The following is a 14,835-nucleotide window of genomic DNA, read 5'->3' on the forward strand; positions in this document are numbered from 1 at the left end:
GCGGGTCATGCCGCCTGGGCCGACCGGCCGAGCGCTTCAAGAATGGCCGTGGCGAGGCCGCGCACCTCGATGGGTTTGGCGACGTAGCGCTGGAACCCCGCCGCCAGCCCGGCCTGCCGGTCGGGCAGCATCGCGAACGCGGTCAGCGCCACCGCCGGCAGGCGGGCGGTGGCGGGCTGCTGGCGCACGGTGCGCATCAGCGTCAGCCCGTCCATCTCGGGCATGCCGATGTCGGACACCAGTACGTCGAAGGCCGGCTCGGCCAGCAGCGCCAGCGCCTCGCGCGCCCCGCTGGCCACGGTGACGGCGGCGCCCAGTTCGCGCAGCGCCGCCTGCCCGACGTCGCGCGCGTCCTCCTCGTCGTCGACGAACAGCACGCGGATGCCGTCCAGGCGCGGCGCCGCGCGGTCGGATGCGTTCAGGGCCGGCGCGGTCGGCTTGGCGGCGGGTGCGGCGGCGATGGGCAGGCGCACATCGAAGCGCGAGCCGTGTTCGGGGCCGTCGCTGTGCGCCTCGATGCGACCGCCATGCAGCTCGACGATGGCGCGTGCGATCGCCAGGCCCAGGCCCAGCCCGCCGGCCTTGCGCGTGCGCGAGCTGTCCTCCTGGCGCAGCCGGTCGAACACATGGGGCAGGAACTCCGGCGAGATGCCGCGGCCGCTGTCCTGGATGCTCAGCAGTGCCATGTCGCCGTCCAGCCGCGTCGTCACCTCGACGCGGCTGCCGTCGGGGCTGAACTTCAGCGCATTGCCCACCACGTTGGCGATGACTTGCGTGAGGCGCTGCGCGTCGCCGGAGACCCAGAGCACCTCGCTGCCCTGGCAGGCCAGCTCGATGCGGCGGCCCTGCGCCACATGCAGGTGCGACAGCAGCGCCTCCGCGGCCAGCGCGCTCAGGTCCAGCACCTCGCGCTGGATGACCAGCTTGCCGGCCACGACGGCGCTCATGTCCAGCAGCTCGTTGATCATGCGCGTCTGCATCTGCGCGTTGCGGCGGATGACCAGAGAAGCCTTGGTCAGCAGTTCGTCGCCGCCGGCGCGCTTCTCCAGCACGTCGGCCCAGCCGGCAATCGCGCTCAGCGGCGAGCGCAGCTCGTGCGACAGCACGGCCAGGAACTGGTCCTTCAGCTCGTTGCTGCGCTCGGCCTCCTCCTTGGCCTGGCGCAGCAGCTCCGAGGCCTCGTAAGGAGCGGTGACGTCGCGCACGATCTTGGAAAAGCCGGTGTGCTCGCCGGTGGCGCTGTACAGCGGCGTCAGCACGCCCTCGGCGCGCAGCCGCGAGCCGTCCTTGCGCATCAGCCAGCGGTCGTCGCGCGCCGAGCCGGTGGCCAGCGCGGTGGCCATCTCGCGTTGCAGCGTGCCGGCCGCGCGGTCATCGGGTGCGAACAGGATCTCGGTGGATTCGCCGCGCACGTCGGCCAGCGTGTGGCCGAAGATGCTGCCGGCCGCGCGGTTCCAGTCACGGATCCGGCCTTCGTGGTCCATCAGGATCACGGCGTAGTCCTGCAGCGAGTCGACGACGCGTGCGTACAGCGCATCCGCCTCGCGCAGCTGCGCCTGCACCTGCAGCTGCGCATCGCGCTGTGCCACTTCGCGCAGCGCGCGCTCGATGACGATGGGCAGCCGGGTGAGCCGGCCCTTCATGACGTAGTCGGTGCCGCCGCGCTTGAGCAGCTCGACGGTGTTCTCCTCGCCGATGACGCCGGAGACGAACACGAACGGCGTCTGCGGCGCCGCGACGCGGGCATGGTCCAGTGCCTCGGCGCCGTTGAAGTCGGGCAGCTGGTAGTCCGACAGGATGAGGTCGAAGCGCTGCTGCGCCAGCGCCTGCGTGAAGCCGGCCTCGTCCTGCACCCAGATGAAGCGGGCTGCGGGGTAGGCCGCTTCCAGCGAGGCCTGCAGCAGTTCGGCGTCGAAGGCCGAATCCTCCAGCAGCAGGATGTTCAGCGGGGCCGTGTCCGGCACCGCCGTCAGCAGGCTGGCCGTGTCATTCATAGCGGCGGCTGCTGCGCAGCGATCCGGGCGGGGGCTCGTTGAGCACGGCCCAGAACACGCCCAGGTCGGAAATGGCCGTGACGAACTGCTTGAACTCCACCGGCTTGACGACGTAGGCGTTCACGCCCAGCTCGTAGCTCTGCACCACGTCCGTCTCCGCCTGCGACGAGGTCAGCATGACGATAGGGATGCTCTTCAGCGCCTCGGTGCTGCGCACCGCGCGCAGCACCTCCAGGCCGTTGACCTTGGGCAGCTTCAGGTCCAGCAGCACGACGGCGGGGCTGCCTTCGCTGCGCTCTGCATGCACACCTTCACGGTTGAGGTAGTCCAGTGCCTCCGCGCCATCGCGCACGACGATGACTTCGTTGGCCAGCTGACTTTTCTCGAGGGCGACCAGGGTCAGTTCCAGGTCGCGGGCGTCGTCCTCGACGAGGAGGATGGGTTTGAGCATGTGGTTGTTATGCATGGTTCAGATTGGGCGGGTGAGGCAGGACAAACCGGAAGCGGGCGCCGCGGTCGGGCTCGCCGAAGGCTTCGACGCTGCCACCGTGGCGCTCGACGATGCGCCGCACGGTGGCCAGGCCGATGCCCGTGCCCTCGAAGGCCTCGGAGCGATGCAGGCGCTGGAACACACCGAACAGCTTGTTGACGTACTTCATCTGGAAGCCCACGCCGTTGTCGCTGATGTACAGCCCGGCACCGTGCTCGTCCTGGACGGGCGTGATCTCGATGCGCGCGAGCTCGCGCGTGCGGCTGTACTTGACGGCATTGCTGATCAGGTTGCGCAGCGTGACCTGGATCAGCACCGGGTCCGCCCACAGGCGCGGCAGCGGGCGGTGGATGAGCCATTCAACGCGACCGTCGCGCGGCGCGCCGGCCTGCTCGGCGACCAGGTCGTCGACCAGCATGTCGGTGTTGACCCAGCTGCAGCGCAGCGCCGCCCGGCCCATGCGTGAGAAGTCCAGCAGCGCGTCGACCAGCGTGCCGGCGTGCGCGGATGCGTCCTTGACATGCGTCAGGTAGCGCCGCGCGCGGTCGCTGATGTTGCGGCCTTCGATGTCCAGCACCAGGTCCACGTAGCCGGCGATGTGCCGCATCGGCGCGCGCAGGTCGTGCGAGACGGTGTATGAGAAGGCCTCCAGCTCCTTGTTGACGCGGCCCAGCTCGGCCGCCACCTCGGCCATCTCCTCGGCGCGGCGCAGCACGATGCCGATCAGCGCATGGCGCAGCTCCAGCGCGGCATGCACTTCCGCCGGGGTCCATGGCGCCGATCGGCCGCTGACGCGTTCCACCCAGCTCGCGAAGCTGCGCCGCGGGTGCAGCGCGCTGCCCTGCGCCAGCGCCTCCTTGCGCGGGTCGCCGGCCCAGGTGATGTTCTGCACGATCTCGGGCCGGAACCAGACGATGTAGTGGCGGTGCAGGCGGGAGATGGAAATGGCCAGCAGCCCGGCCGCGACGCCGACATGCTCGGCAAGGCCGGGAGCCTCCTGCGCCAGCCGGTCGGTGCAGGCGACCTCGTCGATGTGGTTGGCCAGCCAGCGGCCGATCTGCAGCACGGTGTCGGCGTCGGGTGTCTCGCCGACGCGCCAGCACTCATCGTTCAGGATGACCGCGGCGCCCGCCGCGCGGCCCAGCCGCAGCAGCGGCCCCGGCTCGTCGACCAGGCGCTGCAGCGTGGCGTCGCTGTCCGCCATGTGCGCCACCATGGCCAGCGTGAGCTGGCGCAGCCGCAGCTGCTCGCTGACCTGCTCATGCTCTTCCTTGGCCTCGATCTGCAGCGACAGCAGCTGCCCGAGGTGCTCGCAGGCCATGCGGGTCTGGTAGGGCAGGTGCCGCACTTCGTGGTCGTGGCAGGACACCAGCCCCCACAGCTCGCCGCGCACGACGATGGAGACCGACATCGACGCCATCGTGCCCATGTTGCGCATGTACTCCAGGTGCACCGGCGAGACGCTGCGCAGCTGGGCCTGCGACAGGTCCAGCGTCATCGCCGCGCTGCGCCCGTCGGCGAAGCGTACCGGCACCGGCTGGTAGTTCGCATCCGGAATCAGGCGCAGGTGGTTGAGCCGGTACAGCGCGCGTGCCTGCGCCGGGATGTCGCCGGCCGGGAAGTGGTGGTTCAGGTAGGCGTCGTAGCCCGCGTCCAGCGCCTCGGCGAGCACCTCGCCGTGGCCGTCGGCATCGAAGCGGTAGACCAGGCAGCGGCCGAAACCGGTCAGCCGCTTCATCTCGGCAGCGACGACGCGGCAGACGTCTTGGACCGCGGTCGTGCGCTGCATCAGCGGCACCGCATGCCGCGCCAGGCCGTAGATGGGCGCCTGTGCGCCGCGGTCGGCGGTCGCCGCCTCCAGCTCCAGCAGGACCAGCTCGCCCTGCCGGTGCGCCGACACGTGCAGCGTGCGCCCGGCCATCGCGTGCAGGCCCAGCGACAGCACGCCCTCGCCATCCACCAGCCGCGCCAGGTCTTGCCTGAGCTCGCCCAGGAAACCGTTCAGCTCGTCGCTGAGGGTGCCGCCCAGCAGATCGGTCCAGTTGTCGCTCCACGCGACCACCGAGGCATCGGCGGCGTTGACCGCGAGCAGCCAGCCATGCGGCTGGATCGCCCCGGGCACGCGGATGGGCTCGCTGGCGCAGTCCGCCAGGGCCAGCGGGTTGTCCGCATCGACCGGGTTGGAATGACTCATGCCAGCAGCGGTTCGAAAGTGGCGATCAGCGCATCGAAGGTGCGCTCGGCGGCGCGGCAGGCCATGCGGTGACGGGCCGCGTCATCACCCACCTCGGCGGTCGCGCGCAGCCGGAACTCGCGCCACATGTAGCCCGTGCGGTCGCCGTGGCCGTGGAAGTAGCTGGCGCCGCGTCCGGGCGCCAGGCCCAGCGTCTGCTGCAGCCGCGGCGTGATGACCTGGCCGCCCAGCGCCGACCCCTCGATCACGTACAGCGAGCCGAAGGCGGCCGGCACGCTCGGCTCCGGCAGGCAGGCGGGCAGCCCTCGCGCGGCCGGTGGGCACGCGCCCAGGAACGCCAGGTCGTCGGCCGCGAACTGCGCGCGACCGCGGGCGGCCAGCCAGCCGTGCAGGCGCGCCGGCAAGGCCAGCCGCAGCTCGCGCTCCCAGCGCGTCAGGAAGCTGTGGAAGCCGCCGACGATGGCGCCATAGCGGTCCAGATCCATCGGCGCATCCAGCGCCAGCAACTGTTCGATGCGGTCGTGGTGGGGCCGCGTCGCAGCACGCAGCTCACCCAGCAATCCTTCGACCGGCTTTGTTGCCGTTGGCATCAACATCATCGGTACAGCCCTTGTTGTTTCAGCCCTGCCGCGCAAAAAACGTGCCCGTCGAATCTCCATGCGGGCTCGCCCAGGGCGGTCCGCCTGCCGCCGCACGCGCGCAACATTTGCCGAAATATTTGCAAGCCGCCTTGCAGTCGCATCAACGCAGCGCGCCCTCGACCCAGGCATTGAGTTGCGCCGCGGACATCGCGCCGCTCTGGCGTGCGATCTCGCGGCCGTTCAGGAACAGCAGCGTCGTGGGGATGCTGCGGATCTGCAGCCGCGTGCTGGCCGCCGGCGCGGCGTCGCTGTCAACCTTCACGAAGCGGATGTCGGGGCGGGAGGCGGCCAGCTGTTCGAACTGTGGCGCGTAGGACCGGCAGGGCCCGCACCACGCGGCCCAGAAGTCCACCAGCACGGGGGCTTCGGTGCCGTCGAGGTAAGCGGCCAGCGCCGCATCGCCCAGCGCCACCGGCTGGCGTGGCGCCACCGGCTCCCCGCAGCGGCCGCAGGCCGGGTCGTCCGCCAGGCGTTCGCCGGGGACGCGATTGCGGGTTCCGCAGTGGGGGCAGACAAGCAGCATGGGTGAAACGATGCACCACCCGAGCCGGGGCTTGCGTAGGACAACTTCGCGGTCCGGCATCCGATAGCAAAGACAATAGACCGCATGGGGGTTGAGGGCATCAGCGCAGGGCCTGCGGCGCAGGAGGCGGTGGCGTGCGATTGAGCGCGGCCGGCGCCGCCCTGGGTGCGATGCCGAACGCTCGCATGAACCGTGCGCTGCTGTTCTCGCTGCTGGCGCATGCGCTGCTGGTGAGTCTCACCTTCGGTGGCCAGGGCTTCGGGCTGCCGGGCCTGAGCCTGCCGTGGCAGGCGCGCCGCACCGAGGCGCCGGACCTGCGCGTCGTGCTCAGCCCGCCGTCGGCCGTGGTCGAGCAGGCGCCGGTCGAGCCGAGCACCGCACCAGCGGCCGCCGAGGCCGCGCCGGCCTCGAAGACGCTGGAGGCACCCGAGCCCGTCGTCGACGTGGCCCCGCCACCGGATGCCGGGCCGGCGCTGATCGCCGTGGACCGCCCGGCCGCGTGGGCCGTGCCGGCGGCGTCTGCGGTGCCGACCTCGGTCATCGCAGCCATGTCGGGCGCCTCCAGCCCGGCCGTGGAACCGCTGCGCCAGATGAGCGATGCCCTGCGCGTGCGCAGCGTGGAGCCCGCGCCGCCGGAGGTCAGCCGACCCGAGGCCAAGCCGCTGCCGGCAACCGTCGTCGCGGCTTTCGCGAGTGCGTCCAGCCCCGCCGTGGAGCCGTTGCGCCGCGATGCGCTGCGCGCGGTCGACCGCGACGCCCGCGAGCGCGTGGCCGAGCTGGCCCAGTTGGACAACGCGCGCCAGGACACGCAGCAGAAGGCGGAGCAGTTGGAGGCGGCGCGCGTGGACGCGCTGCGCCAGGAGGCCGCAAGGGCCGAGGCCGCGCGACGGGAGGCGGCAAGGCAGGAGGCGGCAAGGCAGGAAGCGCTGCGCCAGGAAGCAGCGCGGGCCGAGGCCGCACGCCTGGAGGGCGAACGGCAGGAGGCCGCCCGCCAGGCCGCCGCCCGGCAGGAGGCGGTGCGGCAGGAAGCCGCACGCCAGGAAGCGTCCCGCGCCGAGGCAGCCCGTCAGGAAGCCGCCCGTCAGGAAGCCGCCCGGCAGGAGGCGGGCCGCCAGGAAGCTGCCCGCCAGGCCGCGGCGCGCTTGGAGGCTGGCCGCATCGAGGCGGCGAAGCTGGCGGCGCTGCAGACGCAGGCGCAGGCCGAGGCCGAGCAGCGCGAGGCGCGGCTGCGCGCCATCGGCAAGCAGCTGGACGAGGAGGCCGCCAAGCGCGATGCCGAGCGCAAGCGGGCCGACTGGACGCCGGCGCGCCGCGGCCGGCTGTTCGGTCGCAGCGACGCCAACGAGGAACTGGTGCTGTATGCCGAGGCCTTCGCCCGCAAGATCCAGCTGAACCCAACCATGGAGATGGTGCGCGAGGCCGCGAAGCAGCCGCACACCGACCCCATCGTCACGGTGGCCGTGCGCAGCGACGGCTCGGTGGAGTCCATCACCTTCGTGCGCTCCAGCGGCGTGCCGGCCGTCGACGACGCGGTGCGGCGCATCGTGCAGAGCCAGGAGCGCTACCAGGCCTTCCAGCCGGCCTTGCTGCGCGACTTCGACGTCGTCGAGATCCGCCGCACCTGGCACTTCGACATGGCCATCCGCCTGTACTGAACGTAAGCAAGGCCAAGTCCTACAGCGCCGGGCCGCGGACCGTCGCAAGGTGATGGTGTTGCAACTGCAGGAGCGCACCATGCCCCGAGGTGACAAGTCGTCGTACACCGACAAGCAAAAGCGCCAGGCCGCGCACATCGAGGCCGGCTACGAAGAGCGCGGCGTGCCCGAGAAGGAAGCCGAGGCCCGCGCCTGGGCGACCGTGAACAAGGAGACCGGCGGCGGCAAGAAGTCCGGCTCCGGCCGTGGCCAGCCGGTCAACCACGAGCCGTCGCGCAAGGGCGGCCGCCTGGGCGGCGAGGCCGCTGCCAGCCGCACGGCGGCCGAGCGGTCGGCGTCGGCCAGGAAGGGCGCCGAGACGCGCAAGCGCAACGCCGCGGCGCGCGCCCGCAGCCACTGAGGCACGCCCGGTACCGGCTCAGCCGGTGATGATGGGCTGCAGCGTGTCGATCTCGCTGACGATGAAGTCGAAGAAGGCGGCGACACGCGGTGTGTGCCGCAGCTCGGCCGTCGTCAGCAGCCGCCAGATGCGCGTCAGCTCGGGCACGGGCTCGATGACACGCACCAGGTCAGGCTCGGCGTCGCCCAGCGCGATGGGCAACGGCGCCACGCCCACGCCCGCCTTGGCGGAATAGACCAGTCCCAGCACGCTGTTGCTGCGCGCGACCAGCACCGCGTCGGGCGCGACCTGGCGCAGCCAGCCGGCGATGCGATGGCGCGCCATGGTCTCGTCGAGCCCGACCAGCGCGTGGGCCGGCAGGTCTTCCACACGGTGTGGGCTGCCGTGACGCTCGATGTAGCCCGTGCTGGCATAGACGGCCCAGACCGAATCGCCGATCTTGCGACCGACCAGGTCGCCATCGTCGGTGTCGCCGGAGCGCAGCGCCACGTCCGCTTCGCCGCTGGCCAGGTCGACGTATTTGTCGCTCATGACGAAGTGCACCTGCAGCGCCGGGTAGCGTTCCTGGAAGCGCTGCAGCAGCGTCGACTGCGTGATGCGAAAGACGATGGGCTCCGGGCAGGTCACGCGGATGACGCCCGCCACCTCGGCGACTGCCGTGGCCAGTTGCTGCCTGAACTGGGTCACCGCCTCCTCGACGCGCTCGGCGTGCGGCAGCAGCGCCTGGCCGAACTCGGTGAGCTGGTAGCCGCTGGGCTGGCGTTGCACCAGTGGCAGCCCGAAGCGCCGCTCCAGCTGCGTCAGGCGCCGCTGCACGGTGGACTGGTCCACACCCAGCGCGCGGCCTGCGGCCAATGTGCTGCCGTGGCGCGCCACGGCCAGCAGATGCTTGAGGTCGTCCCAGTCGAAGTCCCGGGGGGTATGCGCCATTGCGGCTCCTGTCCTGCAGATTTGCGGCTGCCGCCGGCACGCGCCGGGCCGTACGCTGAAGGCATGCAAGCTTCAGCAACCGACTTCAAGACCACCGTGCGCACCCACTGGGACGCCGCGGCGGCGGGCTGGGACCAGCATACGCCGGCCCTCCACGCATGGCTGTGTCAGGCGACCGAGGCCATGATCGCCATGGCCGGCGTGCAGCCGGGCGCGCGCGTGCTGGACGTGGCGGCGGGCGCGGGCGACCAGACGCTGGCCCTGGCCGAGCGCGTCGGGCCGGCGGGCGCCGTCGTGGCGGTGGACTTGTCGCCGGCGCTGGTGGCGCTGGGCGAGCAGCGCGCCCGGCGCGCCGGCCTGGCGCAGGTGCGCTGGTGCGTGGGCGATGGCGAGGCGCTGCCTGCGGACGCATCGTCCTTCGACGCCGCCGTCTGCCGGCTCGGGCTGATGCTGTTCCCGGACCCGCTGCAAGGCCTGCGCGAGCTGCACCGGGTGCTGCGCCCGGGTGGGCGCATCTGCACGGTGGTGTTCGCCGGGCCGCCGCGCAACCCCTGCATCACCGCGTTGACGGCCACCGCGCTGCGCCACGCCGGGCTGCCGGCGCGTGACCCTTTCGCACCCGGCAGCCTGTTCAGCCTGTCGCGCCCCGGCCAGCTGGACCGCCTCTGCCAAGAGGCTGGTTTCTGCGACGTGGCCACCACCGCGATGGACGCGGTCTTCCACATGCCCGGCGTGGACGACTATCTTGCCTTCGTGCGCAGCTCCGCCAGCCCCGTGCTGCAGATGCTGGCCGGGCTGGACGCCACCGCAGCCCAGGCCGCCTGGGACGACATCCGACAGCAGCTGCAGGCCTTCAGCACGGCCACGGGCTGGGCGGGGCCGAACGAGCTGCTGCTGACCGCGGCCCGCAAGCCCGGGAGCGCTGCATGAGCCCAGCCTTCCCCACGGCCACGCGCCGCCGCGATGCGTTGGTCACGCTGGGCTCGCTGTGCCTGGCGCCGAGCGCTGCACGGGCCGCGCCCGAGCGTGTGCTGCGGCTGCTGTGCAGCGGGCCGGCCGGCAGCATCCCCGACCTGGTGGCGCGCGCGGTGGGCGACGCGCTGGCGCCGTCGCTGGGGCGCGCGGTCATCGTCGACAACCGCCCCGGGGCGGCTGGCCAGCTGAGCGTCATGGCGCTGAAGGCGGCGCCGGCCGACGGCTCGACGCTGCTGCTCGCCCAGGGCGCCATCGCCACGGTCTACCCCTTCCTGTACCCGCACCTGGGCTATGACGCGGACGCCGACCTGCAGCCGGTGTCACTGGCCAGCGAGATGCCGCTGGCGCTGGCCATCGGCCCCGCGGTGCCGGCCACGGTGACGACGCTGGCGGACTTCATCGCCTGGCTGCGCGCGCACCCGGCAGCGGCCAACATCGGCTCGCCCGGCAGCGGCACGCTGCCCCATCTCGTCGAGGCCCTGCTGCTGCGCGAAGCCGGCGTCGCCTGGCAGCACATCGCCTACTCGGGCGGCCCGCCGGCCGTCACCGACCTGCTCGGCGGGCAAATCGCGGCGCTGGTGCTGCCGCAAGGGTTGCTGCGGCAGCACCATGCGGCCGGCCGCGTCCGCGTGATCGCCACGTCGGGTGCCGCGCGCAGCGCCGAGTTGCCCGAGGTGCCCACGCTGGCCGAGCAGGGGCACCCCGCACTGGTCGTGAACGAATGGTTTGCCGTCTTCGCATCCGGCGCGATGTCCAGGGACACGGTCGCGCACTGGTCGACGGCGCTGCAGCAGGCCGTCGCCCGCCCGTCGGTGGCCGCCGTGTTTGCCCAGGCCGGCATGACGCCGTCGTCCTGTGCGCCCGCCGTGCTGGCCGCGCGCATCGCCGCCGAGCAGCGCTACTGGCAGCCCGTGCTGCAGGCACATGACATCCGTGCCGACTAGCCAACCGTCCACCGATCCACCTGGAGTCCGTCATGCGCCTCGCCTCTTCTTTCGCTGCTTCCCTCGCCATCTCCGCACTGCTGTCGGCGTCGCTGTGCCCCGGTCAGGCCTCCGCCGCACCGGCGCTGGACGTGTACGCGCTGACGGCGGGCGGCAACTCGCTGTTCGGCGCCAACGGCAACCCGTTCGGCTGCTCCACCTTTGCGCCCGACAGCGGCGCGGCGCTGTTCGGCCGCACGTTTGAGCTGGCGCTGCCCACCGATGGGCCCATCTGCGGGGTGGGCAGCGTGCTGCGCAGCGCGAGCGCGATAGCCGGCGCGGCGCAGGTGGCAGCACCGCTGGCCGTCGCCTTCGGTGCGCCGACCGACCCGCGCACCTTCACCGGCAACGCGCAGGCCCGCGCCGGCTACGGCAGCCTGGGCGTGCGGGCAACCTCCAGCTACACCGGCACCTCCGACAACGGCACGGTCGCGGGTGCGCAGGCCGGTGCGCGGCAGGTCGACACGCTGACGATAGCCGGCGGCACCGGCAGCGGCACCTACCGCGCCAGCATCACGCTGGACGGGTCGTTCTTCAACGTCGGGCGTACGGACAGCGAGATCGAGTTCGGCTACTCGGCGGGCAGCGGGCCGACGCGGCTGGCGCTGCGCATCATGGCGTCGCAGGACGGCGCGGTGTCCCTCTACGCCAATGACGCCTTCCAGACCGCGCTGCCGGGCATGACCGTCGCCGGTGACCTGGCCAACGGCCGCACGGTGACGGGCGCCACGACGTTCTCGTTCGACGTGCCCATCGTCTTCGGCGTGGCGCAGGACATCGGCTTCAGCCTGTGGGCGGCGACGCTGCCCCGGTCCAACGTGGGCCTGCTGACAGCCAGCGGCGGCGACGCGAGCTTCCTCACCAGCGCCAGGCTCACCGGCATCCAGGTGCTGGACAGCAGCGGGCAGGCGCTGCCCGACTTCACGATCATGGCCGCGTCGGGGACGTTGTACGGCCCGGGCGGCGTCATCGCGGTGCCCGAGCCGGCTGCCGCGCTGATGCTGTGCGCCGGCCTGCTGGGGCTGTGGGCGCGGCGCCGCGCGTCACCCGGCGCGTGAGCTGCGGGTGCGGCGGGTTCAGCGCGCCAGGCAGCCGAGTGCCGCGTCGACGACGGCCTGCACCGTCATGCCGAAATGTGCGGCCAGTGCCGCGGCCGGGGCCGACTCCCCGAAGCTGTCGATGCCCACGACGGCGCCCTCCAGGCCGACATACTGCCGCCAGCCCGCCGTCACGCCGGCCTCCACGGCCACGCGTGGCACGCCGGGCGGCAGCACGGCGCGGCGCCACAGGGTCTCCTGCTGCTCGAAGACGAAGCAGGACGGCATCGACACGACGCGCGCGTTGACGCCGTCCTGCGCCAGCCGGCGCTGCGCCTGCACGGCCAGGTGCAGCTCCGAGCCGGTGGCGATCAGCACCAGCTGCAGCGGCCGGGCCTTGTCCTCGCGCACCAGCACATAGCCGCCACGCTGAACCGCATCGAGGGTTTCCATGTCGCGCTCCTGGTGAGGCAGGTTCTGGCGCGACAGCACGAGGCAGGTGGGCGTGTGCAGGTGGCGCACGGCGGTCTGCCAGGCCACCAGCGTCTCGACCGCATCGCCGGGGCGCCAGACATCGAGGTTGGGCACGAGGCGCAGCGTCGCGAGCTGCTCCACCGGCTGGTGCGTGGGGCCGTCCTCGCCCAGGCCGATGGAGTCGTGCGTGAAGACGTAGATGGGGTTGCTGCGCATCAGCGCCGCCATGCGGATGGCGTTGCGCGCGTACTCCGAGAACATCAGGAAGGTGCCGGCGAACGGGCGCCAGCCGCCGTGCAGCGCGAGGCCGGTCTGGATGGCCACCATCGCGAACTCGCGCACGCCGTAGTGCAGGTAGTTGCCGCCCGCCGCGGCCTTCTTCACGGGGCGGCAGCCGGGCCACTGCGTCAGGTTGGACGGCGCCAGATCGGCCGAGCCGCCCAGCAGCTCGGGCAGCAGCGCGGCCAGCGCGGTGAGGCTGTTCTGCGAGGCCTTGCGCGACGCCAGCGTGTCGGCGCGCGCGGCCGCGTCGGCCAGCAGCGCGGCGCAGCGCGCGTCGAAGTCGGCAGGCAGCTCGCCGCGCAGGCGGCGCGCCAGCTCGGCCGCGCGTTCGGGCAGGGCGGCGCTGTGCTTGGCCTGTTGCGCCTCCCATTCGCGCTGGGCGGCTGCGCCACGTTCGCGGGCATCCAGCGGCACGCGGGCGGCATCCGGCACGACGAAGGGCGGGTGCGGCCAGTTCAGCGCCTCGCGCACGGCCTGCACCTCGGCCGCGCCCAGCGGCGCGCCGTGCACGTCGTGGCCGCCGGCCTTGTTGGGTGAGCCGTGGCCGATCTGCGTCCTGGCACAGATCAGCGTGGGCTTGCCGACGTCTTCCGTTGCGCGGTGCAGCGCCGCGTCAATGGCGGCGAAGTCGTGGCCGTCGACATCGCGGATGACGCGCCAGCCGTAGGCCTCGAAGCGGGCCGGCGTGTCGTCGTTGAACCAGCCGCTCACGTCGCCGTCGATGGAGATGCCGTTGTCGTCGTAGATGACGACCAGCTTGGAGAGGCCCCAGGTGCCGGCCAGCGAGCAGGCTTCGTGCGAGATGCCTTCCATCAGGCAGCCGTCGCCGACGAAGACGAAGGTGCGGTGGTCGACGACGCGGTGCTCGGCCGTGTTGAACTCGGCCGCCAGCAGCTGCTCGGCCAGCGCCATGCCCACGGCATTGGCCAGGCCCTGGCCCAGCGGGCCGGTGGTCGTCTCGACGCCGGGTGTCAGGCCCACCTCGGGGTGGCCCGGCGTCTTGCTGTGCAGCTGGCGGAAGGCCTTCAGCTCGTCCAGGGCCAGGTCGTAGCCGCTCAGGTGCAGCAGGCCGTAAAGCAGCATGGAGCCATGGCCGTTGGACAGCACGAAGCGGTCACGGCCGGGCCAGTGCGGGTCGGCCGGGTTATGGCGCAGGTGGCGGCTCCACAGCACGGCGGCGATGTCGGCCATGCCCATGGGCATGCCGGGGTGGCCGGAGTTGGCCTGTTGCACGGCGTCGACGGCCAGCATGCGCAGCGCGTTGGCGGCGAGGGTGAGGTCTTGCATGGGTCAGGCCTGGTGGGCGCGGATGAGCTGCTCGAGCGACTCGGTGTCGGCGATGAACTGGGCAATGCCCTCGGCCAGCTTGTCGCGGGCCATCGCATCGGCGGCGAGGGCTTGTTCGAACTCGGCCTGCGTCAGCGCCGGTGGCGGCGTGCCGCCGCTGCCCGCGGGCGGCGTGAGCCGGCACGCGACCGGCGTCGTGGCCTGGGCCAGTTCGGCCAGCAGCGCCGGGCTGATGGTCATCAGGTCGCAGCCCGCCAGCGCCAGGATCTGGCCCGCGTTGCGAAAGCTCGCCGCCATCACCTCGGTGCGGATGCCGTGGCGCTTGTAGTGGCGATAGATCTCTTCCACCGAGCGCACGCCGGGGTCGTTGGGGCCGGCCATCGCGGCCTCGTGCCAGCTGGCGCCGGCGGTCTTCTTGTACCAGTCGTAGATGCGGCCCACGAAGGGCGAGATCAGCCGCACGCCGGCGTCGGCGCAGGCCTTGGCTTGCGCGAGGCAGAACAGCAGCGTCAGGTTGGTGTGGATGCCCTCGGCCTCCAGCTGGCGGGCGGCCTGGATGCCGTCCCAGGTGGCGGCCAGCTTGATCAGCACGCGGGCGCGCGGCACGCCGGCGGCGGCGTACAGGCCGATGAGGCGCCGCGCCGACGCGAGCGAGGCCGCGCTGTCGTGGGACAGGCGCGGGTCGATGTCGGTGGAGACGCGGCCGGGCACCAGCTTCAGGATCTCGACACCGAAGGCCACCAGCAGGTGTTCGGCCACGGTGGCGGCGCCGGCGCCCGGGTGCTCGGCGACGGCGCGCTGCAGCAGCGGCAGGTAGCGCGGCGACTGCACGGCCTTCAGCACGAGCGAGGGGTTGGTCGTCGCGTCCTGCGGGCTGAAGCGGGCGATCTGGTCGAAGTCGCCCGTGTCGGCGACGACGGTGGTGTGCTGGCGGAGTTGATCGAGGCTGTTCATGGGCATGGCGGGGCCT

General features: G+C 72.3%; 13 protein-coding genes. 5 read left to right on the forward strand and 8 right to left on the reverse strand.

The annotated features are described in order from the left end of the window. Positions 1-5 precede the first annotated feature (5 nt). From AC1D29_RS08140 to trxC, 5 genes are all read right to left on the reverse strand, one after another. Positions 6-1,994, reverse strand: coding sequence for a hybrid sensor histidine kinase/response regulator (locus AC1D29_RS08140; RefSeq protein WP_477895981.1), 1,989 nt, complete (start codon positions 1,992-1,994; stop codon positions 6-8). Next, entirely contained in the window at positions 1,987-2,445 is a 459-nt protein-coding gene (locus AC1D29_RS08145; protein WP_477896219.1) for a response regulator, read from the reverse strand. The genes AC1D29_RS08140 and AC1D29_RS08145 overlap by 8 nt, the downstream gene beginning before the upstream one ends. A gap of 7 nt (positions 2,446-2,452) precedes the next feature. Continuing rightward, positions 2,453-4,678 (reverse strand): ATP-binding protein, encoded by a 2,226-nt coding sequence (locus AC1D29_RS08150; RefSeq protein WP_477895983.1) that lies wholly within the window; start codon positions 4,676-4,678, stop codon positions 2,453-2,455. Further along, positions 4,675-5,277 (reverse strand): biliverdin-producing heme oxygenase, encoded by a 603-nt coding sequence (locus tag AC1D29_RS08155; protein WP_477895985.1) that lies wholly within the window; start codon positions 5,275-5,277, stop codon positions 4,675-4,677. Before AC1D29_RS08155 ends, AC1D29_RS08150 begins: the two co-directional genes overlap by 4 nt. A 142-nt stretch (positions 5,278-5,419) precedes the next feature. After that, complete coding sequence (gene trxC, locus AC1D29_RS08160) at positions 5,420-5,842, reverse strand: thioredoxin TrxC (RefSeq protein ID WP_477895987.1); 423 nt, start codon at positions 5,840-5,842, stop codon at positions 5,420-5,422. A 185-nt stretch (positions 5,843-6,027) separates the two neighbouring features. Between trxC and AC1D29_RS08165 the strand changes: the two genes are divergently transcribed. Both AC1D29_RS08165 and AC1D29_RS08170 read left to right on the forward strand, forming a co-directional pair. Beyond that, positions 6,028-7,497, forward strand: a complete 1,470-nt coding sequence (locus AC1D29_RS08165) for a TonB C-terminal domain-containing protein (protein ID WP_477895989.1) — start codon at positions 6,028-6,030, stop codon at positions 7,495-7,497. Between the two features lie 79 nt (positions 7,498-7,576). Next, positions 7,577-7,897, forward strand: coding sequence for a plasmid stabilization protein (locus AC1D29_RS08170; RefSeq protein WP_477895991.1), 321 nt, complete (start codon positions 7,577-7,579; stop codon positions 7,895-7,897). An 18-nt stretch (positions 7,898-7,915) separates the two neighbouring features. On the opposite strand, the gene AC1D29_RS08175 is transcribed toward AC1D29_RS08170, so the two are convergent. Then, on the reverse strand, positions 7,916-8,827 hold the full coding sequence (locus tag AC1D29_RS08175; protein WP_477895993.1) for a LysR family transcriptional regulator: 912 nt from the start codon (positions 8,825-8,827) through the stop codon (positions 7,916-7,918). A 63-nt stretch (positions 8,828-8,890) separates the two neighbouring features. Between AC1D29_RS08175 and AC1D29_RS08180 the strand changes: the two genes are divergently transcribed. The 3 genes from AC1D29_RS08180 to AC1D29_RS08190 are packed head-to-tail and all read left to right on the forward strand — an operon-like array spanning position 8,891 to position 11,843. Further along, on the forward strand, positions 8,891-9,757 hold the full coding sequence (locus tag AC1D29_RS08180; RefSeq protein WP_477895995.1) for a class I SAM-dependent methyltransferase: 867 nt from the start codon (positions 8,891-8,893) through the stop codon (positions 9,755-9,757). Beyond that, on the forward strand, positions 9,754-10,746 hold the full coding sequence (locus tag AC1D29_RS08185) for a tripartite tricarboxylate transporter substrate-binding protein (RefSeq protein ID WP_477895997.1): 993 nt from the start codon (positions 9,754-9,756) through the stop codon (positions 10,744-10,746). The genes AC1D29_RS08180 and AC1D29_RS08185 overlap by 4 nt, the downstream gene beginning before the upstream one ends. Positions 10,747-10,778: 32 nt before the next feature. After that, positions 10,779-11,843, forward strand: coding sequence for a PEP-CTERM sorting domain-containing protein (locus AC1D29_RS08190; RefSeq protein WP_477896000.1), 1,065 nt, complete (start codon positions 10,779-10,781; stop codon positions 11,841-11,843). 18 nt (positions 11,844-11,861) lie between these two features. On the opposite strand, the gene tkt is transcribed toward AC1D29_RS08190, so the two are convergent. Beyond that, positions 11,862-13,865 (reverse strand): transketolase, encoded by a 2,004-nt coding sequence (tkt, locus tag AC1D29_RS08195; protein WP_477896001.1) that lies wholly within the window; start codon positions 13,863-13,865, stop codon positions 11,862-11,864. Positions 13,866-13,868: 3 nt separating this feature from the next. Then, positions 13,869-14,819 carry a transaldolase gene (gene tal, locus AC1D29_RS08200; protein WP_477896221.1) on the reverse strand — a complete coding sequence of 317 codons (951 nt, stop codon included), beginning with the start codon at positions 14,817-14,819 and terminating at the stop codon, positions 13,869-13,871. Positions 14,820-14,835 lie beyond the last annotated feature (16 nt).

It is taken from the genome of Roseateles sp. P1_C6 (genome assembly GCF_056406315.1).